This window comes from Polynucleobacter sp. MG-28-Ekke-A2 (assembly GCF_035012985.1).
GTDB lineage: Bacteria > Pseudomonadota > Gammaproteobacteria > Burkholderiales > Burkholderiaceae > Polynucleobacter.
Window position 1 is genome coordinate 17156 of record NZ_JAYGQU010000014.1, and the last position, 26342, is coordinate 43497.

27 protein-coding genes are annotated in these 26342 nt (G+C 43.7%); 11 read left to right on the plus strand and 16 right to left on the minus strand.

All coding sequences use genetic code 11. The features are described 5' to 3' along the window. Positions 1-37 precede the first annotated feature (37 nt). Complete coding sequence (locus VC188_RS08995) at positions 38-1084, minus strand: NAD(P)-dependent alcohol dehydrogenase (protein WP_323483718.1); 1047 nt, start codon at positions 1082-1084, stop codon at positions 38-40. Positions 1085-1149: 65 nt separating this feature from the next. Continuing rightward, entirely contained in the window at positions 1150-3300 is a 2151-nt protein-coding gene (gene katG / locus VC188_RS09000; RefSeq protein WP_323483719.1) for a catalase/peroxidase HPI, read from the minus strand. A 214-nt stretch (positions 3301-3514) separates the two neighbouring features. On the opposite strand from katG, the gene VC188_RS09005 reads away from it, so the two are divergent. Together VC188_RS09005 and VC188_RS09010 are read left to right on the plus strand one after the other, a co-directional pair. After that, complete coding sequence (locus VC188_RS09005; RefSeq protein ID WP_323483720.1) at positions 3515-4006, plus strand: pyridoxamine 5'-phosphate oxidase family protein; 492 nt, start codon at positions 3515-3517, stop codon at positions 4004-4006. Positions 4007-4258: 252 nt separating this feature from the next. After that, a complete protein-coding gene (locus tag VC188_RS09010) occupies positions 4259-6640 on the plus strand; it encodes an ice-binding family protein (protein WP_323483721.1) in 2382 nt (793 codons plus the stop codon). Between the two features lie 20 nt (positions 6641-6660). On the opposite strand, the gene VC188_RS09015 is transcribed toward VC188_RS09010, so the two are convergent. The 4 genes from VC188_RS09015 to egtD are packed head-to-tail and all read right to left on the minus strand — an operon-like array spanning position 6661 to position 10624. Further along, entirely contained in the window at positions 6661-7317 is a 657-nt protein-coding gene (locus tag VC188_RS09015; RefSeq protein ID WP_323483722.1) for a DsbA family oxidoreductase, read from the minus strand. A 5-nt stretch (positions 7318-7322) separates the two neighbouring features. Then, the gene (locus VC188_RS09020) at positions 7323-8459 is read right to left on the minus strand and encodes a PatB family C-S lyase (protein ID WP_323483723.1); all 1137 of its coding nucleotides are present in this window, start codon (positions 8457-8459) and stop codon (positions 7323-7325) included. Then, the gene (gene egtB, locus VC188_RS09025; protein WP_323483724.1) at positions 8449-9687 is read right to left on the minus strand and encodes an ergothioneine biosynthesis protein EgtB; all 1239 of its coding nucleotides are present in this window, start codon (positions 9685-9687) and stop codon (positions 8449-8451) included. Before egtB ends, VC188_RS09020 begins: the two co-directional genes overlap by 11 nt. Continuing rightward, entirely contained in the window at positions 9677-10624 is a 948-nt protein-coding gene (gene egtD / locus VC188_RS09030) for an L-histidine N(alpha)-methyltransferase (protein WP_323483725.1), read from the minus strand. Before egtD ends, egtB begins: the two co-directional genes overlap by 11 nt. Positions 10625-10719: 95 nt before the next feature. Between egtD and VC188_RS09035 the strand changes: the two genes are divergently transcribed. Then, positions 10720-11001 carry a DUF427 domain-containing protein gene (locus VC188_RS09035; RefSeq protein ID WP_323483726.1) on the plus strand — a complete coding sequence of 94 codons (282 nt, stop codon included), beginning with the start codon at positions 10720-10722 and terminating at the stop codon, positions 10999-11001. Positions 11002-11055: 54 nt separating this feature from the next. On the opposite strand, the gene VC188_RS09040 is transcribed toward VC188_RS09035, so the two are convergent. Beyond that, complete coding sequence (locus VC188_RS09040; protein ID WP_323483727.1) at positions 11056-11751, minus strand: SDR family NAD(P)-dependent oxidoreductase; 696 nt, start codon at positions 11749-11751, stop codon at positions 11056-11058. 151 nt (positions 11752-11902) lie between these two features. On the opposite strand from VC188_RS09040, the gene VC188_RS09045 reads away from it, so the two are divergent. Next, positions 11903-12592, plus strand: a complete 690-nt coding sequence (locus VC188_RS09045) for a cupin domain-containing protein (RefSeq protein ID WP_323483728.1) — start codon at positions 11903-11905, stop codon at positions 12590-12592. 2 nt (positions 12593-12594) lie between these two features. Here VC188_RS09045 and VC188_RS09050 read toward each other — a convergent pair whose 3' ends face one another. Genes VC188_RS09050 through VC188_RS09065 form a run of 4 tightly spaced genes read right to left on the minus strand, consistent with a single transcriptional unit; the run spans position 12595 to position 15234 of the window. Then, positions 12595-13170, minus strand: coding sequence for a histidine phosphatase family protein (locus VC188_RS09050; RefSeq protein ID WP_323483729.1), 576 nt, complete (start codon positions 13168-13170; stop codon positions 12595-12597). Positions 13171-13207: 37 nt separating this feature from the next. Then, positions 13208-13594: a dihydroneopterin aldolase gene (locus VC188_RS09055; protein ID WP_323483730.1), complete on the minus strand. Its 387-nt coding sequence runs from the start codon at positions 13592-13594 to the stop codon at positions 13208-13210. Positions 13595-13604: 10 nt separating this feature from the next. Further along, positions 13605-14612, minus strand: coding sequence for an NAD(P)/FAD-dependent oxidoreductase (locus VC188_RS09060; protein ID WP_323483731.1), 1008 nt, complete (start codon positions 14610-14612; stop codon positions 13605-13607). Next, a complete protein-coding gene (locus VC188_RS09065) occupies positions 14605-15234 on the minus strand; it encodes an alpha-ketoglutarate-dependent dioxygenase AlkB family protein (protein WP_216265938.1) in 630 nt (209 codons plus the stop codon). The genes VC188_RS09060 and VC188_RS09065 overlap by 8 nt, the downstream gene beginning before the upstream one ends. A gap of 80 nt (positions 15235-15314) precedes the next feature. Here VC188_RS09065 and VC188_RS09070 point away from each other — a divergent pair, with 80 nt between their 5' ends. After that, entirely contained in the window at positions 15315-15497 is a 183-nt protein-coding gene (locus tag VC188_RS09070; protein ID WP_216265937.1) for a hypothetical protein, read from the plus strand. A gap of 9 nt (positions 15498-15506) precedes the next feature. On the opposite strand, the gene VC188_RS09075 is transcribed toward VC188_RS09070, so the two are convergent. From VC188_RS09075 to VC188_RS09085, 3 genes are read right to left on the minus strand one after another with little or no spacing between them, the layout of a single operon-like run. Then, positions 15507-15884: a DUF4149 domain-containing protein gene (locus VC188_RS09075; RefSeq protein ID WP_323483732.1), complete on the minus strand. Its 378-nt coding sequence runs from the start codon at positions 15882-15884 to the stop codon at positions 15507-15509. A gap of 18 nt (positions 15885-15902) precedes the next feature. After that, a complete protein-coding gene (locus VC188_RS09080) occupies positions 15903-16763 on the minus strand; it encodes an oxygenase MpaB family protein (RefSeq protein ID WP_323483733.1) in 861 nt (286 codons plus the stop codon). Positions 16764-16767: 4 nt separating this feature from the next. Further along, on the minus strand, positions 16768-17409 hold the full coding sequence (locus VC188_RS09085; RefSeq protein WP_323483734.1) for an LON peptidase substrate-binding domain-containing protein: 642 nt from the start codon (positions 17407-17409) through the stop codon (positions 16768-16770). A 133-nt stretch (positions 17410-17542) separates the two neighbouring features. Here VC188_RS09085 and VC188_RS09090 point away from each other — a divergent pair, with 133 nt between their 5' ends. After that, a complete protein-coding gene (locus VC188_RS09090; RefSeq protein ID WP_215320741.1) occupies positions 17543-17692 on the plus strand; it encodes a hypothetical protein in 150 nt (49 codons plus the stop codon). 33 nt (positions 17693-17725) lie between these two features. Continuing rightward, on the plus strand, positions 17726-18154 hold the full coding sequence (locus VC188_RS09095) for a DUF2244 domain-containing protein (RefSeq protein ID WP_215320740.1): 429 nt from the start codon (positions 17726-17728) through the stop codon (positions 18152-18154). Here the strand turns inward: VC188_RS09095 and VC188_RS09100 are convergent. Continuing rightward, positions 18146-18637 (minus strand): DUF4149 domain-containing protein, encoded by a 492-nt coding sequence (locus tag VC188_RS09100; RefSeq protein WP_216155806.1) that lies wholly within the window; start codon positions 18635-18637, stop codon positions 18146-18148. The genes VC188_RS09095 and VC188_RS09100 overlap by 9 nt on opposite strands. Positions 18638-18726: 89 nt before the next feature. On the opposite strand from VC188_RS09100, the gene VC188_RS09105 reads away from it, so the two are divergent. The 4 genes from VC188_RS09105 (at position 18727) to VC188_RS09120 (ending at position 24267) form a co-directional block, all read left to right on the plus strand. Next, positions 18727-19314 (plus strand): RrF2 family transcriptional regulator, encoded by a 588-nt coding sequence (locus VC188_RS09105; protein ID WP_072583930.1) that lies wholly within the window; start codon positions 18727-18729, stop codon positions 19312-19314. Positions 19315-19334: 20 nt separating this feature from the next. Next, positions 19335-20738, plus strand: coding sequence for an exonuclease domain-containing protein (locus VC188_RS09110; protein WP_323483735.1), 1404 nt, complete (start codon positions 19335-19337; stop codon positions 20736-20738). Beyond that, positions 20735-21988 carry a DASH family cryptochrome gene (locus tag VC188_RS09115; RefSeq protein ID WP_323483736.1) on the plus strand — a complete coding sequence of 418 codons (1254 nt, stop codon included), beginning with the start codon at positions 20735-20737 and terminating at the stop codon, positions 21986-21988. The genes VC188_RS09110 and VC188_RS09115 overlap by 4 nt, the downstream gene beginning before the upstream one ends. Positions 21989-22068: 80 nt before the next feature. Beyond that, the gene (locus tag VC188_RS09120; protein WP_323483737.1) at positions 22069-24267 is read left to right on the plus strand and encodes an OsmC domain/YcaO domain-containing protein; all 2199 of its coding nucleotides are present in this window, start codon (positions 22069-22071) and stop codon (positions 24265-24267) included. 58 nt (positions 24268-24325) lie between these two features. Here VC188_RS09120 and VC188_RS09125 read toward each other — a convergent pair whose 3' ends face one another. Then, positions 24326-26203 (minus strand): propionate--CoA ligase, encoded by a 1878-nt coding sequence (locus VC188_RS09125; protein ID WP_323483738.1) that lies wholly within the window; start codon positions 26201-26203, stop codon positions 24326-24328. Positions 26204-26342: the final 139 nt, after the last annotated feature.

Below are 26342 nucleotides of genomic sequence, written 5' to 3' on the forward strand. Positions count from 1 at the left end.
GCGAACAAAGCGATATATTTACGGTACTAACATGTTGCTAGCTGAGGCTGCTCATATCAATAACAAAGCGGTATTTCACATCGTTTTTTAAGATTCGTTCATAGGCGGTATTGATTTGATCCATTTTGATCAGCTCTATATCCGCCACGATCTGATGCTTGGCGCAAAAGTAGAGCATTTCTTGAGTTTCTTTAATGCCGCCGACCAAAGAGCCTGCAATGGTTCTACGCCGATAGACCATTGGTTCGGTATTGAGTTCTGCAGTAGGCCCAATAGAACCAACGATGCACATGCAGCCATCCACTTTGAGTAAGTTCATGTAGTGGTTATAGTCATGGGGCCCTGGAATAGTATTTAGTAAGAAATCAAACTGATTCACCATGCTCTGCATTGCAACTAAATCTGTAGAGATCAGCACTTCATCAGCCCCCAGTTTGATTGCAGTCATAGCCTTATCTTTGGATGTTGTGATCATTACAGTTTTTGCTCCCATGGCGTGCGCAAGTTTCACACCCATATGACCCAGGCCTCCAAGGCCGATAATGCCAACCGTCATTCCTGGCTTAACGCCCCAATGCATTAATGGTGAGTAGGTAGTAATTCCTGCGCAGAGCAAAGGCGCGGCACCCGCTGGATCTAAACCTGTTGGAACAATCAATACGAAATGCTTATCAACCACAATACTTTTTGAGTATCCACCAAAGCTAAACCCGCCCGGATCCTTTGAGGGGCTATTAAAGATGGTTGAGAAACCTTCTAGGCAGTACTGTTCAAGGCTGGATTTACAGGAAGTGCAAACTCCACATGATCCACCGATATAACCAGCGCCCACTCGTTGGCCAATTTTTAGATGCGTAACCCCTGCACCGAACGCGGTGACTTTACCAATAATTTCATGGCCTGGAACCACTGGATAGTGAGTGCCTCCCCATTCATTTTTTGTGAAGTGGATATCGGTATGACAGACGCCACAAAATTCAATGGCGATTTGTACATCGTTCACCCCAAGTTTTCGTCGCTCAATTTTGAAAGGCTCTAATAATGATTTATCAGATTGGGCTGCGTAGCAAGCGGTTAGGGTCATCAATTCTCCGGGGAAATTTAGTTTTTGGGTGGGCTGAAATATTCTTTAAGGCGACTGAAAAATTATCAAAAAATATCGGCGTTCATTACTTTGGCCCATGCCGCTACAAAGTCATTTACAAACTTTTCTTTGTTGTCATCTTGCGCATAAACTTCTGAGTAGGCCCGAAGAATGGAGTTTGATCCAAAAACTAAATCGACTCGTGTGGCCGTCCACTTGGTCTTTTTAGTATTGCTATCAATGACGTCATAGCTATTGCGGCCGGTCGGTGTCCAGGAGTAATTCATATTAGTGAGATTGATGAAGAAGTCATTACTCAGTACACCTTCCCTATCTGTGAATACCCCATGTGTTGTGCTGCCATAGTTTGTGCCAAGTACGCGCATACCGCCAATAAGCACTGTCATTTCCTGAGCTGTTAAGCCCATTAATTGAGTTCGGTCTAGAAGCAACTCTTCTGGAGTGACTGCATAGTTTTCTTTCTGCCAATTACGATAAGCATCGGCCAAAGGTTCAAGAACCTCAAATGACTCTACATCCGTCATTTCTTGTGTTGCATCGCCTCGACCTGGGGTAAATGGAACCTTTACTTCAAACCCGCCTGCCTTAGCTGCTTGCTCAATACCGATATTTCCAGCGAGAACAATAATGTCAGCAATGCTGACACCAGAGTCTTTTGAAATTTTTTCATAGACACTGAGTATTCTTGCTAAGCGGCTGGGTTCATTACCTATCCAGTCTTTTTGCGGAGATAGTCGAATACGCGCGCCATTGGCACCACCACGCTTATCTGATCCTCGATAGGTGCGGGCACTATCCCATGCCGTTGTCACCATATCGCCAATCGAGAGATCGTTGACTCTGATCTTGGCTTTTACAGATTCAATATCGTATTCCTTGGTACCAGTTGACACGGGGTCTTGCCAAATGAGCTCTTCTTTTGGCACATCTGGTCCAAAGTATCTAGCTTTGGGACCCATGTCACGATGGGTTAACTTAAACCAAGCTCTGGCAAATGTTTCTGAAAAATAGGCCTGATCTTGAGAAAACTTTTCTATAATTTTTCGATACTCGGGATCCATCTTCATGCCAATATCAGCATCAGTCATCATGGGCATGCAACGTATTGATGAATCCTCAACATCGACAGGCTTATCTTCTTCTTTGATGTTAATGGGCTCGTATTGCCAAGCGCCTGCAGGGCTTTTAGTCAGTTTCCATTCGTAATTGAGTAATGAGTGAAAGTAACCGTTATCCCATTGGGTAGGGTGCGCCGTCCAAGCGCCTTCAATACCGCTGCTAACAGTATCGCGGCCAATACCTCTGGTTTTATGGTTAATCCAACCAAGCCCTTGCTCATCTATTGGGGCCGCTTCAGGTACTGGTCCTAAATTTGCTGCATTGCCATTGCCATGGGCCTTACCTACGGTATGCCCACCAGCAGTAAGGGCTGCCGTTTCTTCATCATTCATCGCCATACGAGCAAACGTGACTCGAATATCATTTGCAGTTTTTAATGGGTCAGGATTTCCATCTACACCCTCTGGGTTTACGTAGATCAAGCCCATCATGACTGCCGCTAAGGGGTTGGCTAAATCTCGTTCACCTGAATAGCGACTACCTTCACCACCAGTTTTTTTCAGCCATTCCTTTTCGGAGCCCCAGTAGATATCTTTTTCTGGCTGCCAAATATCTTCGCGACCAAATGAGAAGCCAAATGTTTTCAGGCCCATGGATTCATATGCAATAGTTCCGGCCAAGATCATTAAATCTGCCCAACTGACTTTATTGCCGTATTTCTTTTTAAGAGGCCATAAGAGTCGGCGTGCTTTATCGAGGTTAACGTTGTCGGGCCATGAATTGATAGGCGCAAAGCGTTGGTTACCGCTGCCTGCACCTCCACGACCATCGGCAATGCGATAGGTTCCTGCTGAGTGCCATGCCATCCGAATCATCAGGCCCCCATAGTGTCCCCAGTCTGCTGGCCACCAATCTTGACTAGTAGTGATCAGGCTATGCATATCCTTTTTTAAGGCAGACACATCTAGTTTTTTTAATTCATCTCGATAGTTAAAAGACGGTCCCATGGGATTGGTCTTCGTGTCATGCTGATGAAGAATGTCGAGATTAAGCGACTTGGGCCACCAAGCCATTGGAGTCTCACTAGATTTTGTATTGGCGCCATTTGCAACTGGGCACATTCCATTTGATGTCATGGGTGTCGCCTTTCAGATAGATTGTTGATTAACAAGGTTCACCCTATCCGATAAAGCAAATCTGGTCTGTACGCTTAAGGACAAGTCTTCAATATTGGAAGATATGAGATTTATCCCAAACGGTATGTTGGTTAGCGCACTGTATTTCTCTTGTATTTCTATAGGATGGAAAGCTATAAAACTTTTTAATACTTGAAGGCAGGGGTTGGTGGCAATGGATAAGAGCACAAGCAAGGATTTATTTGATCTAGTAAGCGAATTCGATGTTGCGATGTTGGTAACCCATAGTCCCAATGGCATTCATGCGCGTCCTATGGCCATTGCACGCCTAGATGTTGGAATGTGTACAACTTACTTTGTGACTGACATCAATTCGATTAAGGTTGATGAAATTAATGCGAACCCTCATGCCCTGGTCACCTTTCAAGGCGCTAGAAAATATGCCTCAGTAAGTGGCGAGTTAGCCGTTCTAAAAGATCGCGAATTAATCGAGGGGATGTGGAAAGAAATTTGGAAAGTATGGTTTCCAAATGGTAAGTCTGATCCGAATATTGCTATTCTGAAATTTACAGCCCACGAAGGGGAGTTTTGGGATAACGCAGGTATGCAGGCATTGAGATATGTTTACAGTGCAGCCAAAGCCTATATATCCGGAACAAGACCTGAGCCTGATAAAGAGCAGCATAGCAAGGTGGTCATTAAGTAGGGTGAGTGACTGCTCACAGCCCCTTTATTGATAAAGCCTAGTGTGTAGGATTTCTCTAGACATCTTCCGGAGCAAATCTCTATAGATATAAATGCGTCTATGTTCTGTGCCGCACATACAAATTGATTTAATACGCCTAGATTGGAGTCTTGAGTAACGCATTTAATTAAATCATTCAAAACTTATCTGAAAACGAAACGTAGTAATTGGAGATACCTCTCCATCTCAATAGCTCTGATAACAAGCATTTGCTTGGGAGGGTGCGGGGGTGGAAGTGGGGGTGGGGTCGACTCTAATGCCGGATCCAATCTAAGCTCCTCCTCAAGAATTTCAGCCTTCTCCCTGAATGGCGTTGTTGGCGTCATTAGCGAAACAGGAAAAACTATTAGCGTAGTCATGCCTTCTGGCAGTGCCATTACGACTTTAATTACAACCTTCTCCACAACAGGTTCTAGTGTTGCCATTGGCAGTACTGCTCAAGTCAGCGGGATAACCATTAATAACTTTACCAATCCGGTTCAGTATGTTGTGACTGCAGCTGATGGCTCCACTGCAATTTATGCTGTAACGGTAACGGTGGCTCCAGCAACTGCAAAGGCTATTACTAGCTTCTCCCTCAATAGTGTCGTTGGCGTCATTAGCGAAACGGGTAAGACCATTAGCGTAGTCATGCCTTCTGGCAGTGTCATTACGAATTTAATCGCAACCTTCTCTACAACAGGTTCTAGTGTTGCCGTTGGTAGCAATACTCAAGTAAGCGGTAACACAATCAATAACTTCGCTAATCCAGTCCGGTATGTCGTGACTGCAGCTGATGGCTCTACCGCAACGTATACGGTGACGGTAACGGTGGCCCCAACAACTTCAAAGGCGATCACTGGTTTTTCCCTTGATGGTATTGTTGGTGTGATTAGCGAGACGGGTAAAACCATTGGTGTAGTTATGCCAGCTGGCTTTGCAGTAACAGGTTTAATTGCGACCTTCTCCACAACAGGCTCAAAGGTTGCCATTGGTAGCACCTCTCAAGTCAGCGGGACGACTGTGAATGACTTTACCAATCCAGTCCGGTATGTTGTGACCGCAGCTGATGGATCCACCACAACTTATACAGTAACGGTGACGGTGGCTCCAGCAACCTCAAAGGCTATTACTGGCTTCTCTCTCAATAGTATTGTTGGTGTGATTAGCGAGACGGGTAAAACCATTGGCGTAGTCATGCCTTCCGGCAGTGTCATTACGAATTTAATTGCAACCTTCTCCACAACAGGTTCTAGTGTTGCTATTGGTAGTACTGCTCAAGTCAGCGGAACGACTATAAATAACTTTACCAACCCAGTCCAGTACGCTGTGACTGCAGCGGATGGCTCTACTGCAATTTATACGGTGACGGTAACAGTAGCCCCAACAACTTCAAAGGCCATAACCAGCTTCTCCCTTGATAGTGTTGTTGGTACCATTACTGAAACTAGTAAGACTATCAGCGTAGTTATGCCCTCCGGATCTGGGGTAACAGGTTTAATCGCAACCTTCTCTACAACAGGTTCTAGTGTTGCCGTTGGCAGCACTGTTCAAGTCAGTGGGACGACGGCGAATAACTTCACCAATCCAGTCCAGTACGTTGTGACTGCAGCGGATAGCTCTACTGCAATTTATACGGTGACGGTAACGGTGGCCCCAACAACTTCAAAGGCCATAACAAGCTTCGCCCTTGGAGGTGTTACTGGTGTCATTAGCGAAACAGGAAAAACCATTGCTGTAGTTATGCCCTCCGGATCTGGGGTAACAGGTTTAATTGCAACCTTCTCTTCAACAGGTTCTAGTGTTGCTGTTGGCAGTACCACTCAAGTGAGTGGAGCCACAATCAATAACTTTACCAACCCAGTCCAGTATGTTGTGACCGCAGCTGATGGCTCCACCACAACTTATACAGTCACGGTAACGGTAGCTGCTGCTGGACCAGCTCCAGTAGCATTAGGTAATGCTGGAGCCTTTGTCCTATTTGCGGGTACAGGTATGTCCAGTAGTCCGGCTTCGGTGATTACGGGGAATGTTGGTGTTGGGCCAGGAGTGACTTCAACTGCGATTACTACTGGCTTTAACTTAACGCTCCCTCCGGGTGGAGCATATTCAACAGCTCCTCAGGTGACTGGTAATGTTTATGCTTACGACTATGCGAGCCCTACACCAGACTACATCGCTAGTACATCTAACGACATGTTGGCTGCATACAGTGATGCAGCTGGAAGGCCTAACCCTATTATATTTGCTAGCTCTAATTTGGATGGCCTGACGCTGGCACCCGGCCTTTATAGCTCGCTTGTGGACCTAAATTTATCTGCCAATAGTACTTTAACTCTTAATGGGGGTCCAAATGACGTATGGATCATTCAGGTTGCGGGAGGGCTTACAACTGGGGCAACAAGTAATATTTCTTTAACTGGTGGTGCATTACCTCAGAATGTCTTTTGGCAAATTAAAACTGCGCTTACTGTTGGAGCAACATCTACCTTTAACGGAGTGGTGTTGACTGGTACAGCAGTCACCATTGGAGTGAGCTCAATAATTCATGGAAGACTGCTGGCTCAGTCAGCAATCACAATGCATTCCAATGCCATTACTAAGCCTGCGCCTTAATAGCAAGGGCAGATATTTTTTTAGATTTTCTGAATTAATTGCTCAAATGCATTGATGAATGATTCAGGAGGCTGCGCTCCTTGTAAAAGGTATTGCTCATTCAGAATGATCGAGGGAACAGAGCTGATTCCTGCTTTTGTATAGGTCATTTCTTCTGCTCTGACTTCGCTGGTAAATTCATCGCCATTTAGAATTGCCTGCGCTCTTTGATGGTCTAAGCCAGCACGAGTTACTGCATCGATTAGATTTTTTTGATCATCTAAATTGACCGCAAGACAGAAGTAGGTGTTGAGTAATTCTGCTTTTAGGGTGGCTTGCTTTTGTAAATCATATTCCTTTGCTGCCCAATAGAGGAGGCGATGAGCATCAAAGGTGTTGTAAACCCGTTTACGACCCTCTGGATGAAACTCAAATCCAGCGTCTAAAGCCTTAGTTCTAATGTTGGCTTGATTAACTTTGACCTGGTCTACTGTTAACCCATACTTTTCAGTGAGATGCTCAATGGCATCTTGACCGCCCTGGGGCATATTTGGATTAAGCTCAAATGGACGAAAGTGAACTTCAAAATCCACATTATCCTTTAGCTCTTCCATTGCCTGTTTAAGATTACCAAGACCAACAGCACACCAAGGGCAGGCGATATCGGATACAAAGTCTATTTTAATAATTGGTTTCATCTTTTTTATGAGCAGGTCTTTTGAATAATATCTAAAGCGTCATTTAATCGACTTCTTTGTGTTCCAAAGTTGAGTCTGACAAATTGATCTCTACCAAATTGAATGCCTGGTGAAGTGGCTAAGCCAGCATCTAGTAGGAGTTGATAGGGGTTTTGGTTCTTCAGTTCAGTGCAATTAATCCAGGCCAAATAGCTGCCTTCCATTTTATCTAGGCTTAATCTGGTTATGCTGCCAATTCTTTCTTGAATCAAATCTCGGTTTTTTCTCAAGTATTCAATTAAAGCTTTTCTCCAGGGTTCACCTTCCTTCATTGCTGCCATTGTTGCTGTATATGCAAACAAAGAGGGCGGAGCAATGGTTTGATGAAGGCCAGCCTGCATTGCATTACGCAAGACTGGGTTTTCTGCAATAGCCCAAGCGAGGCCGATGCCAGGGAAGTTAAAGGTCTTATTTAAGGACATTAAGGTAACAGTCCTTTCTGAGATTTCCTTACTGATGCTTGCAAGCGGGGTATGTTTTCTGTCTGCAGCCAGCACAAGACCTGCGTGAATCTCATCAGAACAAATCCATAAATCATTTTGAACACAAAAATTGCCAAATTCTTTTAACTCATCTTTAGTAAATACAGTAGAGCCTGGATTTTGGGGGTTGCAAAATAAGGCCAATTTTGTCTTGGCATTAACGAGCTCTGATAATTGATCGCTTGGTAAAACCCAGCGACCCTCCTTCAATACCAGTGGCATTTCTTGAATTGATCTATTGGCAGTAGTGCAAGCAAGACTTAAGTGATGGTAGACAGGATTAGGAACAAGAATGCCGTCATCTTTGTTGGTGAGTTGCTGAACGGCTGTATAAAGTCCAGAAACAACGCTAGGGAGGATCACAATCCAATCAGGATCTATGGTCCATTGGTGTTGTTCTTGCAAATAGTCCGCAATCATCCTGTTCATTTGATTGGGGCTATGGGTATAACCGTAAATTCCTTGTTGCACTCTATCGTTCAGTGCCTGGATCACACAAGGCGGGGATTTAAAATCCATATCCGCCACCCATAAAGGAAGGGCCTCTTTGCTGTGAGCAATATCCCAGCGAATAGAGTCCGTCTTTAATCGATTGGTAGGTGTATCAAAATCAAATGCCATCTTTAGCAAGCCTTAAGCCCGTCATTTGCCAACGTGCATGTGTTGGGAAAAAATTTCGATAAGTAATTCTTGAGTGACCCTTAGGTGTGTAAGCTGAACTTCCTTTAAGCACGATCTGATTGACCATAAATTTACCGTTGTACTCACCAGCAATTCCGCCCCATGGCTTATAGCCAGGATAGGGAGTGTAGTTACTGCTAGTCCATTGCCAGGCTTTGCCAAATAGATCATCGATAGACGCAAAATGCGATTGTGCAAATGCCTCCCATTCAAATTCAGTGGGTAGACGGGCTCCAGCAAAGCCATCGAGATTTTGGCTGGCCCAGCGCGCAAAAGCATCTGCCTCAAAATAGCTAATATTCGATACTGGCGCCTGCAGATCAAGTGGGTTATTGCCATTCAGCGAAAAGCGCAAGATCTGAACTTGACTATCTTTATTCCAATACAGTGGAGCAGAAATCTTTTCCGCTTTAAGCCATGCCCATCCGGCATCTAACCACCATTGAAAATTATCGTAACCACCATCTTCAATAAATTGTAGCCACTCAGAATTACTGACTAGTCGATTTCCTATCGAATGCGTTTGATTCAGAGCGGTATGTTGTGGACCTTCATTATCAAAATGAAATCCATTACCTTGATAGCCAGTTTGAACTAGGCCGCTAATTCCTTCGATCCATTCAAATGGCTGGTCTACTGAGGGGGTCTCGTTATTTTGAGGGGTGTAAGTTGGCCAAAGTGAGTTGTTAGAAAAAAGATGGTGAATATCTGTTAACAGCAACTCTTGATGTTGCTGCTCATGGTTTATTCCAAGCTGTATTAGCCATAGTAGCTCTTCAGAGAAATTTTCTTTTAAGAGACTCTGCACTCGATCTTCAATATTTTTACGCCATTCGAGTACTTGCTGTAGAGAAGGGCGCGTTAATAAGCCGCGTTTACTGCGTGGATGCTTATCCCCAACCCCGTTGTAATAGCTATTAAATAAAACAGCAAATTCAGGGTTCCAAAAAGAAAAGTTCTTTTCAAAGGCCCTTAGAACCATTACTTCATAGAACCAAGTGACGTGGGCTAAATGCCATTTAGCGGGACTTGCATCTTCCATAGACTGTGCTTGGCAGTCTTCTGAGCTCAAATTCGCAATCAGATCTACAGAATACTTTCTGGAACTATGAAATTTCTCTAATAGTTCGTCTGTAGAGGGCGCTTGATATGAAAGGTTATTTTGCATATATCACTGCGAAATAGTTTTTGGGATCAGTCCAGATTTGAGTGGTTTCAAAACCAGCACTTATCAGTAATTGCTTGATAGATTCAATAGTGTACTTGTGTGAATTCTCTGTGTGAATCAATTCACCCTTTTTAAATGTTCTAGATTTTCCTAGCCAGGAGACTGTCACGTTCTCGAGCGCCTCTAGATACAGCTCAACCCTATTATCCGCATGATTCACTTTGACCTTGTGCCTGAATTGTTCCACCTTGAAATTAGAGTTCAGATGCGAGTTGATCGACCGGAGAATATTAAGGTTGAAAGCAGCCGTTACTTTTAGAGGGTCATCATATGCTGCCATCAGCACAGAATCTGCTTTCATCAAGTCAACACCAATTAACAAGCCGCCATCATTGGCTTGATTCTTGATTTGACTCAGCAAATGAAGTGCTTCCGAAGGGAGGAAATTTCCAAGGCTGGAGCCTGGATAAAAGAATGTCCTTTTTGTCGTGGCAATGGAGTCGGGAATGATAAGTTTCTTGGAAAAATCCATACCAATGCATTGCATCAGAATATGCGGATATTTTCCCGAAAGTTTATTTAAAGCATCTTGCAAATACCCAGATGAAAAATCAATCGCCAGGTAGTTTGAAGGTTTTAGAGATTCAAAAAAGGATTCTGCTTTTTGGCAATTTCCAGCGCCTAAATCGATTAGGGTGCCACCAATACCTACTGCTTGTGAAATTTGATCTCGGTACTGAATAAAAATATTTTTTTCAGTATTGGTTGGGTAGTACTCTGGCAATAGGGTAATGGCAGTAAAGAGGTGTGACCCTAAAGGGTCGTATAAAAACTTTGGAGAAATAGAGGCGTTCTCAGCCAGTAAGCCCAACTCGATCTCAGGAATAAAATCATGATCAATTGTGGCAGTATTTGCTGAAGAAGTCGGTATTTGCATGAATTTTTGATGACAGAATAAACATTAAAGTCGTCAATCTTTATACAGCATAAAGTTAATATTTGCTTTATGCTAAATCTTCACAAGGAGATGGTATGAAAGCTATTTGGAATAACGAAGTTTTGGCTGATTCAAACGCAACTATTGTGGTAGAGGGCAATCATTACTTTCCATCTGCTAGCTTAAATATGCAGTTTTTTAAGAAATCAGAAAAAAATACTGTGTGCTCTTGGAAAGGCACTGCTAGCTACTACGATGTAGATGTCAATGGTCAATCAAATAAAGATGCTGCATGGTACTACCCTGAACCTAAATCGGCTGCAAATAATATTGCTGGATATATCGCTTTTTGGAAGGGCGTTCAAGTAACTGAGTAATCCACAGTCGCTTATAAGTGTTATAGGGAGATGAATGTAGGTGGGTTCTGATTGCTACCAAGGCAATTTTTCACCTGAGTATGTCAGAAAGCTGCCTGAATCTTCCTTATTGACATTCGCAAGGACGTTGAACATATCAGTCACAGCTTCTAAAGGATCCCTGCCGATTTGCTGACCGCGAAAAGGTTGTGATAAACCAGAGTTCACGGTGCCGGGGTGAAGGGCAATCAAAGCAATATTGGGTTTCGTTCTTGCAAATTCGATAGAGGCCGTTTTAATGATCATATTGAGCGCGGCTTTTGAAGCTCTATAGCTATACCAACCACCCAGTCGATTATCTTCAATGCTGCCTACCTTAGCAGAGAGGGTTGCCATAACCCCATGCTTTGGGTCCAAGAGTTTTGAGAAATGCTTGATTGTTAGAGCTGGACCAATGGCGTTTGTATTGAACATCTCGGCCAGTTGAGTTGAATTCAAATCATCTAATTTCTTCTCAGGCATCCATTGTTCTGAGTGCAACACACCAATAGTGTTGATGATTAGTTGAAAAGGACCCAGCTCAGCCAGACTGCTTGCGGAGGCTTCAATAGTCTCAGGTTGAGAGTAGTCAATTGCATGAGGGGAATTACGATGGATGCCAATGATCTTGGAGCAAGATGGATGATTCTCCAAAAGTTTGACAAAATGGGAGCCAATAGTTCCCGATGCTCCGATGACGAGTGCGCTAAATGGATTGGGAAGTAAGCTCATGATGCCTTTTCAAAGCGATAAGAAATTTCAGGGTATTAAATAGACTTTATCGCAGTTCCCATAAAAGGGTTTGTATGCACCTTTGTCCTTTAAGCGCTTACCCCAATAGCTTGCTATGCTTATGGGTCTTTACATATGCGAAATTAACCAAGTGAATATCAACTCAGATTACAGCAAGAGAATTGTCATAGACCACCATGACTTGCCTTGGGTCCCCAGTCCTGAGCCAGGGGTTGAGCGACGCATGCTTGATCGCATAGGCGATGAGGTGGCAAAAGCGACTTCTATTGTGCGCTATCAACCGGGAACCCAATTTAAAACCCATACCCATGAATTCGGTGAAGAGATCCTGGTGTTAGATGGAGTCTTTAGTGATGAGACTGGTGACTACCCTGCTGGTACTTATCTGATGAATCCCCCGGGATCTTCTCATGCGCCATTTAGTAAAACTGGCTGTACGCTTTTTGTGAAGTTGCGACATCTTGGCCTAGATCAGGTGGTGAGAGAAGTAATTGATACCAAAACTGCTCCTTGGTATCAGGGCATGGTCCCTGGACTTCATGTGATGCCACTCATGCAGCAAGGTAGCGGCTCAACCTTAGTGCGTTGGGCGCCGCAAACGTACTTCAATCCCCATAAGCATTACGGTGGCGAAGAAATCTTTGTAGTTGATGGGGTATTTGAAGATGAACACGGACGCTATCCTGCTGGTTCTTGGATCAGAAGTCCTCATATGAGCCTGCATCAACCGTTTAGCAAAGAGGGCTGCACTATCTTTGTGAAAACTGGACACCTGCAAGAGGATGGCAATACTAGCGGTGCTAAGCGAGCCTCTTACTAAGTCTAGGGGCTAGGGTACATTTGGTGAGATAAATGCTGACCATGCTTATTGACCTTTACTAGAACCATGTCCCCTACATTCACTACTTTGCCTGTATAGGCTTGTATATTGACGTGGTGAGTTACTAGAATCAGTGGCGCATTGTTATTACCGTTGAGTTTGGACTGAATGAGTTTCTCCAACTCTTTTGTTTGCTGCTTTTCAAGACTCATGTCATCAAAGAATGAGCCAAGGGCTGGCGAGATCTGAACAGGTCCTTTATTCAGTAGTTTGGCTGTATCTATGCAACGACACCACTGACTGCTAATGACGTTTGCGGAAATAATTCCCTGGCTTTTAAGCCAATCCCCTATGATGACAGCTTGTTTCTTACCATAGTCACCCAGATTTCTTTGGGTAGCGCATTTATCTAGTTGATAGCCCTTAGGATCACCATAGCCAGGAGCATCTGCGTGTCGTATGAGGAGTACATGCTGCCCATCATTTAAATCACTCGCTAAATTAGCATTCGCTAACAGAGGGAAAAGACCAAGCGCGATGCTTGCTAATGTGGAGATCAAGGTATTAATGAAATTCATGGCTAATCTTCCGTTGATTTGGTGTATTGAGTAAAGTCTAGCTTCTCAACTTTGATAAGGCTGCCTGATCCAGATTTAGTCTAAGGCCGAGTGAGCCCGAGTTATTGCGAACGGGTGATTTTCTAAGGCCGATTTCTAGTGATTGGATTTGAGGATAGCTAGCGCAGGCTTCGGTGATTCTACTCATCAGTCTTTCCTGAGTTTCATAATGACAATCACTGGCTAGCCTTGTAATCTCAAGTACCAGAGGGTCGTAATCAAAGACATTGCTCATATTGTCCTCAGAAATAAACACGAGATTCGAGTCAATCCAAAGCGTGAGATCCAATACATGATTATCAGGGATGATGTCACCAGTTTTATACGTGCCAATCTGAGTTTGTAGTTTTAGATCTCGTAATTCGATAGATGCCTTAGTCGACATAATACGGTCCTTATGGGTTCGTTTCTGCTGAAATATTCATTGCATTTGCTAGTTTGTAGCCACTTAACCAGGCTCCCTCAACTCTGCCACCATTGAGCCAGTCGCCACACAGATTGAGCTTGCTACCTTCATTCAGAATAAATCCCATTTCTGTATTAATTGCTCCGCTTGCGTAACGCCAGCGATGAATAGAAATTTCAGCATTCTGACAATTAAGTCCAAGCTTCTTTGCGGATTCTAGGATTCGCTTGCTAGCCTCCTCTTTATTTAGCTCAATCCATTGCTGACTCCATTGGGGGTTTGCATGTATTGTCCAGGCCTCTTGGCCAGTGCGTCCAGGCTTGGAATTATTCCGAGAGATCCAGCTAATGATTTCACCATTAATGAAGGCGGCATCAAATGGCATATTCTCTTTATCTGAGAACCGTGCCATCACCGTCCAACAGCCTTGCATATTTACGCTAGAGCAAATTGCTCCAATGGAGTGGTCTACTAATTTGGCAAGAGCGTAGCTCTGAGGTGAAGGAATCGCTAATACTAAGTAATCAAAGGATTGGGTAATTTCACCATTCTCTAGGCCATGGAGAAACCATTTCCCATCTTGCCGGTAAATTTTATCGATAGTCTGATTAAACTCAATAGATATGGTCTTGGCTAAATATTGACCGGGTGAGTTCATGGCAGGCACACCCACATAGCGATGCTCGGTGGAATTCCCCTCTCGCCATTGCTCACCTTCATATATAGATAAGCGTGGATTCCAGTTGGCGGCTACGCCTGCCTTAATCCATGTATTGAGCGCTTCAATAAACACTGGATCTCTTGCTGTGAAATATTGAGCCCCATGATCTGCCGACCAACCTTCACCATGACGAGTGCTCATTCGACCGCTTGGTCCGCGACTCTTTTCATAAACATGGACTTGAAAGCCTAGCGTTTGCAATCTATCGGCACAACTAAGGCCTGCTAAGCCTGCACCTATGATTGCTACAGATAGTTTTGGTTTGAGCTTATTCATCACAAAGAGCTATTTTTCGAAAGGTCAGATTAATGCGCATATCGGATACGATTTTTGTTTTCAGCAAAGCGTGTTGCCAAAATTCTTGAGTGGGTGGACGCATGATGAGGGCGCTACCATTCTCTAAAAAAAGAGAAATCGTTTCTTTGTCCTTTTTATGGCGAAAGGCAAATTTGCGCTGCGCCCCAAGACTGAGGGATGCAATGGGTGATAAGGGATCAAGCTCTTTTTCATTATCACTATGCCAACCCATGCCATCGCTTCCATCATGGTAGAGATTGAGTAAGCAAGAATTAAATTGGGCTTGTGATATTTCTTCTAGCTTTTCTTTAATCAAGACGAGCTCAGACGTCCATGCTTGCGGGATCTTTTTTACCCCAGAATAGGTATAGCTGCACTGAGGATCCCCAACCCAAGCAACTTTACGCCGAGTAGTCACTAACTTCCCAAACATCATGAGTTGTTCTGGCTCCCATTTAAGTGAGGTCTGAAGCCGGTTCATCAATGCCTTGCAATCTTGTTCGGTAAATACCTTGGGGTAGTAGCGAGCGCCCCCATCCTTTAGCAATATATCTACGGCATGATCACCGCGGGAGGTTTCAAATAAAGTGCTTTGCATCATTTACCGGTTGCAAGATTAAGCGCTAGTTTCATAAAAACCCTAGAATAGTCTTAATTTCAATTTTTTGATTAGGCTAATTTATGAAGACTCCAGATAAGCGTTGCTGTGGCTCAGGTGTATGCATCATTAATGATGCAGGTGAGTGTTGGTGTGGCCAAGTTTGGGATGGCGAAAAAATGTCCGCCCCCAGTTTAAATTTACCAATCAAGCAAGATAAGGTTGGGGAGTCAGATCCAAATAAGGTTAATCCCCAATCCGAGTAATCCGTATATTCATGACAGTTTGACTAAAAGATAAATAAAAATAATCAACTGAAATAGGTTGATAACAACGCTTGCACCATGCAATAAATGAAAACGACGAACTTGCCCCTGATCTTTGGCATCATTAATTTTTCCAGTCAGATGGAAGAGGGTAAAGGCAAAGAGGAGTGCACAGATTGCCAATAAGATCTTGCTAGCTCCGTCAGGCGCGGTAAAAATACAGGCAGCGGTTATTAAGCCCAGGCAGGCATAGTACTTGGGAAAAAAATTCCGAACATACTTGCTAGACCATTCAACGGGGAGAACCTTAAAAACAGTCGGAGCTACTACGACAGTAAAGAAAAGCATGATGCCAACCATGCCTGATATTAGGTAATTAGTGATCATGATATCTTTCTAAAAAAATCATCCATAAACTCTACGGAGTGAGTGGGCGGCCACCCCATCTTTAAGGGCCTCACGAATGGGTATCGCAATTAAATCGACACTCTTTTTCACTGCTAAACGCTCAATCAGGTTAGGGGTAGGCCTCTTGATAAAGGGGTAGACCCAATCTGGAAGATTCAGATAGCCAGCGCGAGTAATCAGTTTGATAAACGGCTTTGCAGCAAGCTTGCTAGGAAAGTTCTCGAGCAAAGCAAGGATACTTTTTGCACGCTCCCCAAAGTAAAGCTCAGGAATGTAGCTCTTAATCGCGTCATCTGTTTTGGCGTAGGTAGTAGGTAAATTATGAGCACCCATTCTTTCTCCAAGCGATTTCATTTCAACAAAGTATTGATCTCTATCCTGTGGACTTAATTTCTCTTTCCGATAGTCTTCAAAAGCCTGCATAAAACTATGTGTTTCTGTGAGATGAACCCAAGCCAGTAGATGTGGATCGGTGGCTGAATAGGGCTTTCCAAACTCATCAAAGCCATGAATTTTTTCATGAATCTGATTAACCTTTTCAATAACTTTTTCTGCCATCTCGGTTGATCCATAAGTGGTAGCGGCGATGAAGAATGCCGTTCTACCAAGCCGGCCCTTAAGATCCTCTCTAAAGCTAGAATGATCCCAAACCCCTGCTAAAGCCTGAGGATGGAGGGCTTGCATGATCAGTGAGCTAATGCCGCCAATCATCATCGAGATAAAGTCCGCATGTACTTTCCAGGCAATAGATTCCGGGCCAAAGAGGCCACGATCGCCTGGTGGCGTTAGAAAGGCAACCGGGGGCCCACCACCGCCCACCATTTCACGAATCGTTTTGCGAATAAGCTCATCAAGCATGGATTTAGTGCAGCATGAGATTGCTTAAGCCATCGTCTTCAATAATTTCAGTAACCAGATCGAGTCTGATTCTGGGATTGGTTTGGGCTAGCAAATGGTTCTTTTGGGCCAGGGAGATGGGTAATAGTTCTGCAAGGCGATTTGATACCCAGCCGCAGTCATCGATCTTGAAGGGCTTCTTAAATGGGGACTCTTCTAATAAATCTTCACTCTGAATCACTGAAATAATTTCATTCAATAATTTCACGACCTTTTGATGTTCTTCAGGGATAGGGGTAATGGGATCATTCGCTAGAAGCTCAACTTCACCAATCCACAGGCCATTAGATTCTTGTTGGCTATGAAGAAGTCTAAAGCGCTGCGTTCCTGATGACCTAGTCATATATAAGGCGGGTTGAATGGGGTCAAAATCTTCAATTAGGGCTAGAGTTCCGATTTGGGAAAAAACAAGAGGCGAATCTCCTTTGGAGTCCTGGTCTTTCATGATGCTAACAACGCCAAACTCTGTTTTTTCACGCAAGCATGTCTTAATCATGTCGAGGTAGCGTGCCTCAAAGATCTTGAGGGCAATTACGCCGTCTGGAAACAGTACGGTTCCTAGTGGGAATAGCGGTATTTTTCGAGTGGTGGAGTCTAAATTAGTCATCTAATCAATTTAATGGATTTGAATAATTTTTGCTGATGCGAATCTCGCGGTAAATCCCCCCCAGTTTTAATCTGCGCTCAGCAATAAATGCGTTTTCCGTTTACATTTGAGGTTCACCAATCAGAGGTAAAAAATGGTCCAAAAACTACGCATCAAACTCGCTCGCTGGATTCTGGGTAAGCATTGCCCTTGTTATCAAATGGGGTATCACTCCATGGTGGATTTTCAACAAAGAAGCGCCGACCAGTTAGCTAAATCTCAAGAGCGTAGTAAAGGCCAATAGGCTCTCACTAGTTATTTCCAGAACTACATCAATATGAAGCGCTGGCAAATGCGCAGAAACTGCGCGCTGACTCCTAAGCAGCTCCTCAAGTTCTATATTGTTCTAGTTTGTCTCTCGCTGACAGTCGCAACTGGGTTCTTCTTAGCTGGAGTATGGGTCATTCCCATTTTTACAGCCTTAGAGCTTTTTGCAGTAACAGTCGGATTTCTAATCTACTGTAGACATGCTTTAGATTGTGAAACGATTGAGATTGATGGCAAGCGTCTTTTGGTCAAAAAATTCATTGGCTACAAAGAGACTGTGTATGAACTGAATACGCAGTGGGCCAAAATTGAAATGCCCTCGGAAGGGTCAAAGGTCTTTCACATAAGCCAATCAAGCCTACGTATAGAGTTGGGACAGTTTCTAAGACCAGAGCAGCAGATACCCTTGATTGCTGTGATTCGAGCGCATCTAGGTTGATTCTGATTTAGCCAGGCGCCATGCCACCAGGACGCTAGCAATGATCTGCGTTAACAGCAGCATCAGCACCAAGATATTCAATATCTGAAAGTAGCTGGCAAACGGCGAGAGCATGACCGGCATGCCATCTATTAGCGCTGTTTCCCTCAAGTAATCCATGCGCGGTATGAGAAGAAAGCTTACCACTGCAACTGCCATCATCAGTATTAGTAAAGGTAGGCGGATATTCTTAAGTGGAGACGAACCCCTTTTAATGAGAATGTTGGCAATGCTTAAGATTGCGAACGCACATCCTAAAAAGTAGTAGGAAAGTTGCTGAACTACTATGTGCGCCACCATACCCGCAGCTTGTGAATCACTAATTGATAAATAAGCCGCTAGGCAGCTTATGGCTTGAGAAATGAATCCGCCGGCCAGAATGCAGGCTAGAAAGCGAAGTAGCCGATGGGTAAGGGGATGCTGGGGTCTAGTTATTTCAACCATAAGTTAGATAGGGTTAATTAATGCGCTGCAGCACACTTTTCGGATCAGTTTCATACTAGCCTCAATCTAACTTTTATGCCGAAACTCCCATGGAAGTCACCAAAGCAGTCAGGGTAGCTCTCAATACCCTCGTAGATATTGCAAGCCATTCAGCTAATGGGCAGCTTGTCCCTGCTCCAGAGATAGCAAAAAGACAGCATATATCAGTCAGTCGTATCGAACTTTTGCTGCGTCCACTAAGGGAGTCGGGTCTTGTGACTGCAGTTAGAGGTCGGGCAGGCGGGTATCAACTTTCAAAGGATCCTAGAATTATTACCATCAAGGATATCGTTCTAGCAATGAACCTAATTAAGAAGAAAAAAGTGGAGGTATCGGATATTGCTAAAGAGCTCTATCAATCACTTGAAACCTACATGATGAGCTGCATCTCTAATGTGACGCTAGCCTCTGCTATCAAAGATTACATTCCACGCTTTAGTGAGGTTCAAACTGCGCCGGAGCGAAAGCCATACTTGCCAATAGAAAAGCAAGCTACCCCTAGTCACGAAAAAAAGAAAAAAGGCGAAACTCAAAAGGTTGTTAAAACAAGCTTTAAAAAAGTTGAGGATGTGCCTCGCGGGCCAAACTCTATTTTTAGTTTTGCTGACTATCTGAATAGAGTTTCATCTGCAAGCTAAATGGAATTAACGGTTCTAGCGTGAACAGTCAGCGTGGCCCTTACCCAGATTTAGCTTTTGTAGATATTGAAACCACAGGGTCTCATTTCGATCGTGACCGCATTACTGAAATTGGAATTAAAACCCTAGCGGGTAATCAGGTTCAGATGTGGGAAAAGTTGATTGATCCTCAAACCTATATCCCACAAAATATTCAAAGACTGACTGGCATTTCTCCATCAATGGTCCAAGGGCGGCCTTGTTTTTCTGAGTTGGCTGAAGATTTAAAAAAAGAGCTTGAGGGAAAAATATTTGTCGCTCATAACGCTCGCTTTGATTATGGTTTTATCAAGACCTCTTTTAAGAGGGTTGGCATTGACTTTAAGCCTAAAGTTTTATGTACCGTAAAGCTATCTCGATTACTTTTCCCAGATCAGCCACGTCATAATCTCGACACCATCATTAGTACGCATGGACTAAAGGTTAGTGCTAGACATCGTGCACTAGGGGATGCTGATTTATTGCTTCAATTTTGGCGTGTGTGTGAGTCAAAGTTTGGGCAAGAAAAGTTAAATGAGGCGATAAACCAACTCATTGGCAATGCTAGTCTTCCCCCTAACATAGACCAGGGTGTAATTGACTCCATACCCGATGGCCCAGGTTGCTATATCTTTTATGGAGAAAATAAGACCCCTCTTTATATTGGCAAAAGTATTTCCTTGCGGAGCAGGGTGATGGGGCATTTTCAGGGTGCTTTAACGCAACGTAAAGAAATGAAACTTTCTTTGCAGGTTCGCGATATTGATTGGATCGAGACGAGTGGAGAGCTAGGCGCTTTAATTCTTGAGTCGAGATTGATAAAAGAGCGTATGCCTTCTCTGAATATTAAGCTACGTAGATCAAAGGATCTTTGTGCCTGGAGCTTAGAGGAGGATGTTAGTGGTGTTCTGACACCTTCTTTAGTAACTCATCATCATTTGGCTCCTGGTTTGCAAGATAATTTATACGGCTTGTTCTATAGCAAGCGAGAGGCGCATGCTTATTTAAAGGCATTGGCAAAAAAACACCATTTATGCGAAGCCTTGCTTGGCTTGGAGAAGCGTATTGAGGGTAAATCTTGCTTTGGCTATCAAGTAAAGCAATGCAGTGGAACCTGCATCAACATTACCCCTATCGCCTTACATAATTTACAGTTAAAAACAGCCATGGACCTCTTTAAGGTTCAGGTTTGGCCATATTCTGGAGCCATTGCCATTAAAGAGGGTGGCGAGATGATTGTGGTCGATAAATGGTGCTATTTGGGCACTGCCATTAATCAGGATGAGCTTTATGAGTTGGCACAGTCGGGTGAAGTGGAGTTTGATCTCGACATCTATAAGATAGTCAAAAAGGCGCTATCGGGTGCCTATAGAAATCAAGTGATTCGGATTGGTGTAGATAAATGACAACTGCAATCTATTGGTTTAGAAATGATCTCCGCCTAGCGGATAACCCATCATTTTTACAGGCGTGTAAGTCAGCAGATCATCTGCTACCAGTCTATATTCATCAGCCCAACTTAGAGCAAGATACTGCATGGGGATTTCCGAGGGTAGGGGAGCATCGTCGGGTATTTTTGGATCAATCTCTTCAGGAATTGCGCAGTCAGCTACGAGAACTGGGATCGGACCTATATGAGGTCACCGGTGATGTCTTGCATGTATTTGAGAAATTAAAAGCTCAGACTCAAGCAGATCGTATTTATTGTGAGCAAATTCAAGCGCCTGAAGAGTTGGAGCAAGTGGCGCTATTAAGTGGTGCTGGTTTTAGGGTGAATCCAGTATGGCAATCTAGTATGTTGGATGCTCAATCCTTACCATTTCCATTGCAAGAGATGCCAGATGTCTTTACTCAATTTCGTCAGCAAGTTGAAAAGAGAGGTTTAAGATTTTCTGCCCCTGTTGATTCTCCCAAGAGCATTCCTTCATTACCTGCTATCGAAATACCCCCTATTAATGCATTTGACAGTAACACTACATTTAGTGGCAGTAAGTTTCGAGGCGGGGAGCGGAGTGCTCATACCCATATCCAGCAGTATTTTGAGCGACGTCTTCCTGATACCTACAGGCAAACACGTAATGAGCTGATTGGTATAGATTACTCCAGCAAATTCTCTCTATGGCTAGCGCAAGGTTGTTGCTCTGCGGGTTCTATTGCAAAGCAATTAGCGGATTATGAATCTTGCCATGGAGCAAATGATGGAACTTACTGGTTTTGGTTTGAATTACTCTGGAGAGACTACTTCCGGTTTTTGCATTTCAAGTATGACAAAAGACTCTATCACTCCAAAGGTTTAAGTAAATTACCTGGCAACCAGTTTGATAGTGAAAAATTCATCAAATGGTCATCTGGTACTACTGGGGAATCACTGATAGATGCTGGCATGCGTGAATTGAAAAAAACGGGCTATCTATCCAATCGTATGCGTCAAATTGTGGCGAGCTATTGGATTTATGACATGAGGGGTGATTGGCAGGCGGGTTGTGCCTGGTTTGAATATCAATTGATTGACTACGATGTTTATAGCAATCAAGGCAACTGGCTATATATTGCCGGCAAGGGCACTGATCCTAGAGGGGGTAGACCTTTTAGTGTGGCTAAGCAAACCCAAGATCATGACCGGGATGGCATATATCGCCAAATGTGGCTGACTTAGCTTTTAAGACATTCTGCAGATGGCGTTGAGATGGATAATGGTGTTCACAACATTTTTTTCGCTATTTTGGAATCATCCCCATGGAAATTAAAGTCAACTTTCTCGATAAGCTTCGTTTAGAAGCAAAGTTCGATGACTTCACAGTAATTGCTGACCAGCCTATTCGATATAAGGGTGATGGTTCTGCACCAGGACCTTTTGATTACTTCTTAGCCTCATCTGCTTTATGCGCAGCTTACTTTGTAAAGCTGTACTGTGAAACCCGTAATATTTCTACTGAGAATATTCGCCTCTCACAAAACAATATTGTTGATCCAGAGAATCGCTACAAACAAATCTTTAAAATTCAAGTTGAGTTGCCGACCGATATTTCAGCAACTGATCGACAAGGTATTCTGCGCTCAATTGAGCGTTGTACGGTTAAGAAGGTGGTTCAGGAAGGCCCCGATTTTGTTATCGAGCAAGTTGCCAATCTTGACGCTGATGCCCAAAGTCTATTGACCTTAAGGCCTGACGTTAGCACTAGTACTCATATTCTGGGTAAAGATCTACCCCTGGAGCAAACCATTGCCAATATGTCGAGTCTTTTGGCAAATCTAGGAATTAAGATCGAAATCGCTTCATGGCGCAACCTGATTCCGAATGTATGGTCATTGCATATACGTGATGCGCACTCCCCGATGTGCTTTACCAATGGTAAGGGCGCAACCAAAGAAAGTGCTTTAGCTTCTGCTTTGGGCGAATATATCGAGCGCTTGAGTAATAACCATTTCTATGCCGGCGCTTACTGGGGTGAGGATATTGCTAATGCAGAGTTTGTGCATTACCCCAATGAGCGTTGGTTTAAACCTGGCAAGAAAGATGCATTGCCCACTGAAATTTTGGATGAATACTCTCAAAACATTTATAACCCAGATGGAGAGCTAAAGGCTTCGCATCTAGTGGATACCAATTCCGGTAATGTAGAGCGTGGTATCTGCTCATTGCCCTATATACGGCAATCTGACGGCGAGACTGTATATTTTCCATCCAATCTGATTGAGAATCTATTCGTCAGTAATGGTATGAGTGCTGGCAATACCTTAGCCGAAGCCCAGGTACAGTGCTTGTCAGAAATTTTTGAGCGAGCAGTAAAGCGTGAGATTCTAGAAAGCGAAATTGCATTGCCGGATGTGCCGCAGGAAGTGCTCGCGAAGTATCCCGGCATTCTGGCTGGTATTCAGAGTCTGGAGGAGCAGGGCTTCCCAGTATTAGTTAAAGATGCATCACTCGGTGGTGTCTACCCAGTCATGTGCGTTACCTTAATGAACCCAAGAACAGGAGGAGTCTTTGCCTCTTTTGGCGCTCATCCAAGTCTTGAAGTTGCCTTAGAGAGAAGTTTGACTGAGTTATTGCAAGGTCGCAGCTTAGAAGGTCTGAATGATTTGCCCCCACCCACCTTTGCCAGCGAGGCGGTGACTGAGTCCAACAACTTTGTTGAACACTTTATTGATTCCAGCGGCATTGTGTCCTGGCGTTTCTTCAGCGCCAAATCAGATTATGAATTTGTAGAGTGGGATTTCTCTAGCAAGGGTGAGGATTCGAATATTAAAGAAGTCCAAACTCTGTTTGGCATTCTAAAAGAGATTGGCAAAGCGGCTTATGTAGCTGTCTATGATCAGCTGGGCGCAACAGCTTGTCGAATCTTAGTGCCCGGCTACTCTGAGATCTACCCAATTGAAGATTTGATTTGGGATAACACTAATAAGTCTTTACTGTTCCGCAAGGATATTCTCAATTTATCCCAACTAGACGATGCTAGCTTAACTGCACTTCTAGATCGTTTGGAAAATAACGAGCTAGATGAGTATGGCGACATCGCCACATTAATTGGCATTGAGTTTGATGAGAATACCGTTTGGGGCCAACTTACTGTTTTGGAGTTAAAGCTATTGATACATCTTGCGCTAAAGCAATTTGAGGAAGCACATGAGCTAGTGGGCGCCTTTCTTCAGTACAACGACAATACAGTAGAGCGTAAATTGTTTTACCAAGCCCTAGATGCTGCCCTTGAAGTTCACCTAGATGATGAATTAGAGATGTCAGACTATGAATCGAACTTCCGTCGTATGTATGGTGATGCTAGGATGGATGCCGTTTTAGGTTCAATCGATGGCAGCGTGCGTTTCTACGGTTTAACGCCAACGAGCATGAGGTTAGAGGGGTTAGATAGGCATCATCGTTTGATCGATAGTTATCAGAAGCTTCATAAAGTACGAGCTAGCGGTATATCTTCATAAATTCAGAAAAGAAAATGCCAGCCCTAGGGTTGGCATTATTGATTAAAGCGTTTAGAAATTATTTTTTTAGATCAATAATTGCTTGAATTTGCTCTAAAACTGTCTTGTCTTCCATGGTGCTGATATCCCCAGGGTCACGGCCTTCAGATATCGCTTGCAGAGCACGACGCACAATTTTTCCTGAGCGAGTCTTAGGTAACAGATTGACAATATAAATTTTTGCCGGTCTAGCGAGCGCTCCCAACTTAGAGTCAACGATTTTCATTAACTCAGCTTCTATCTCTGGAGAGTTCTTACCATCTTTTGTGATAACAAAACCAATTGGAACCTGACCTTTGAGTTGGTCTTCAATACCAACTACAGCAACCTCGGCAATATTAGGGTGACTAGATAAACATTCCTCGATCTCACGAGTTCCCAGACGATGCCCCGCAACATTAATCACATCATCTGTTCGACCTAAGATAAAGAAGTAGCCATCTTTATCTTTAATGCCCCAGTCAAACGTGGAGTAGGTTAGTCGACCAGGAACAGTTTCCCAGTAGGTGCTAACAAAGCGCTTATCGTCACCCCAAACTGTCTGCATGCAGCCCGGAGGTAGCGGACCTTCAATCACTACTACCCCTTTTTTATCTGCACCAAGTTCTTCACCTGTACTTTCATCAAGGAGTTTGATGTTGTAGCCAAATACCGGTACGCCAGGAGATCCAAATTTATGCGGCATGACTTCCACACCCCGTTGTATTGCCATCATTGGCCAACCCGTTTCTGTCTGCCAATAGTTATCCACAATCGGTTTCTTAATACCCTCATGAATCCAATGAGCAGTAGGCTCATCTAATGGCTCACCCGCTAAAAATAATAAGCGTAATGAAGATAAATCATATTTACTTAAGTATTCTGGATCTTGTTTTTTTAATACACGAATAGCAGTCGGCGCAGTAAACATGACAGTCACTTTGTATTTTTCAACCAGAGACCACCAAATTCCAGGATCAGGACGCAAAGGCGTTCCTTCATACATGATGGAACTCATACCGTTTATCAAGGGGCCATAAATAGTGTAGCTATGACCCACTGCCCAACCTACGTCAGAGGCAGTAAACATAGCCTCGCCAGGATTGCCGCAAAAAATATATTTCATTGAAGCAGCAAGTGCAACTGCGTGACCACCGGTATCTCTCTGAATACCTTTCGGTTTTCCTGTCGTGCCTGATGTGTAAAGGATATAGGATGGATGAGTCGAATCAACCCATTCCACTGGAACTTCACTATTAAGATGTTTTTGATATTCTGTAGCGTAATCAAGGTCTCTTTCAGCAACACGGCTAAACGGGGTTAAACCACGATCAACAATTAAGACTTTGCTAGGCTTGAACTTAGCAATTTCGATTGCTTCATCCAGGAGCGGTTTATAGGGAACCGTTTTTCCCGCACGCATGCCGGACTCTGCTGTCACAATCACTACTGGTTCAGCATCATCAATACGGGTAGCTAAGCTATGAGATGCAAACCCACCAAAAACTACTGAGTGGATAGCACCCAGACGTGCACATGCCAGCATGGCAAAGGCTGCCTCAGCAATCATGGGCATATAAATAAGAACTCGATCGCCTTTATTGACGCCATTGTCTTTGAGAATGGCCGCCATCCGATTGACTTCGGTATAGAGCTCTTTGTAGGTATATGTTTTCTCTTGATTGGTTTCTGTGGAAACGGCTATTAAAGCGACTTGGTCTCCTCGGGTTGCGAGATGACGATCAATTGCGTTATGGCATAAATTAGTAAGCCCGCCCTTAAACCATTTTGCAAATGGTGGGGTCGAGTAATCTAGCACTTCTGTAAAAGGCGTTTTCCAGTCAATCAATTTGGCCTGCTCCGCCCAAAATTGTGCAGGGTTCTCAATTGAAGACTTGTGAAATTCTTGGTATGACATAACTTTCCTTGGTATAGAACTAATTTAATCCGTCAAATGGGTATAGCCGAGTGTAAGTGGTTTGGCTAAAAGTTAAAGCTACGGGATTACCCTAGATATCAGACATTAGGAGTTTCCCTAGCATCGCTATTTATCCTAA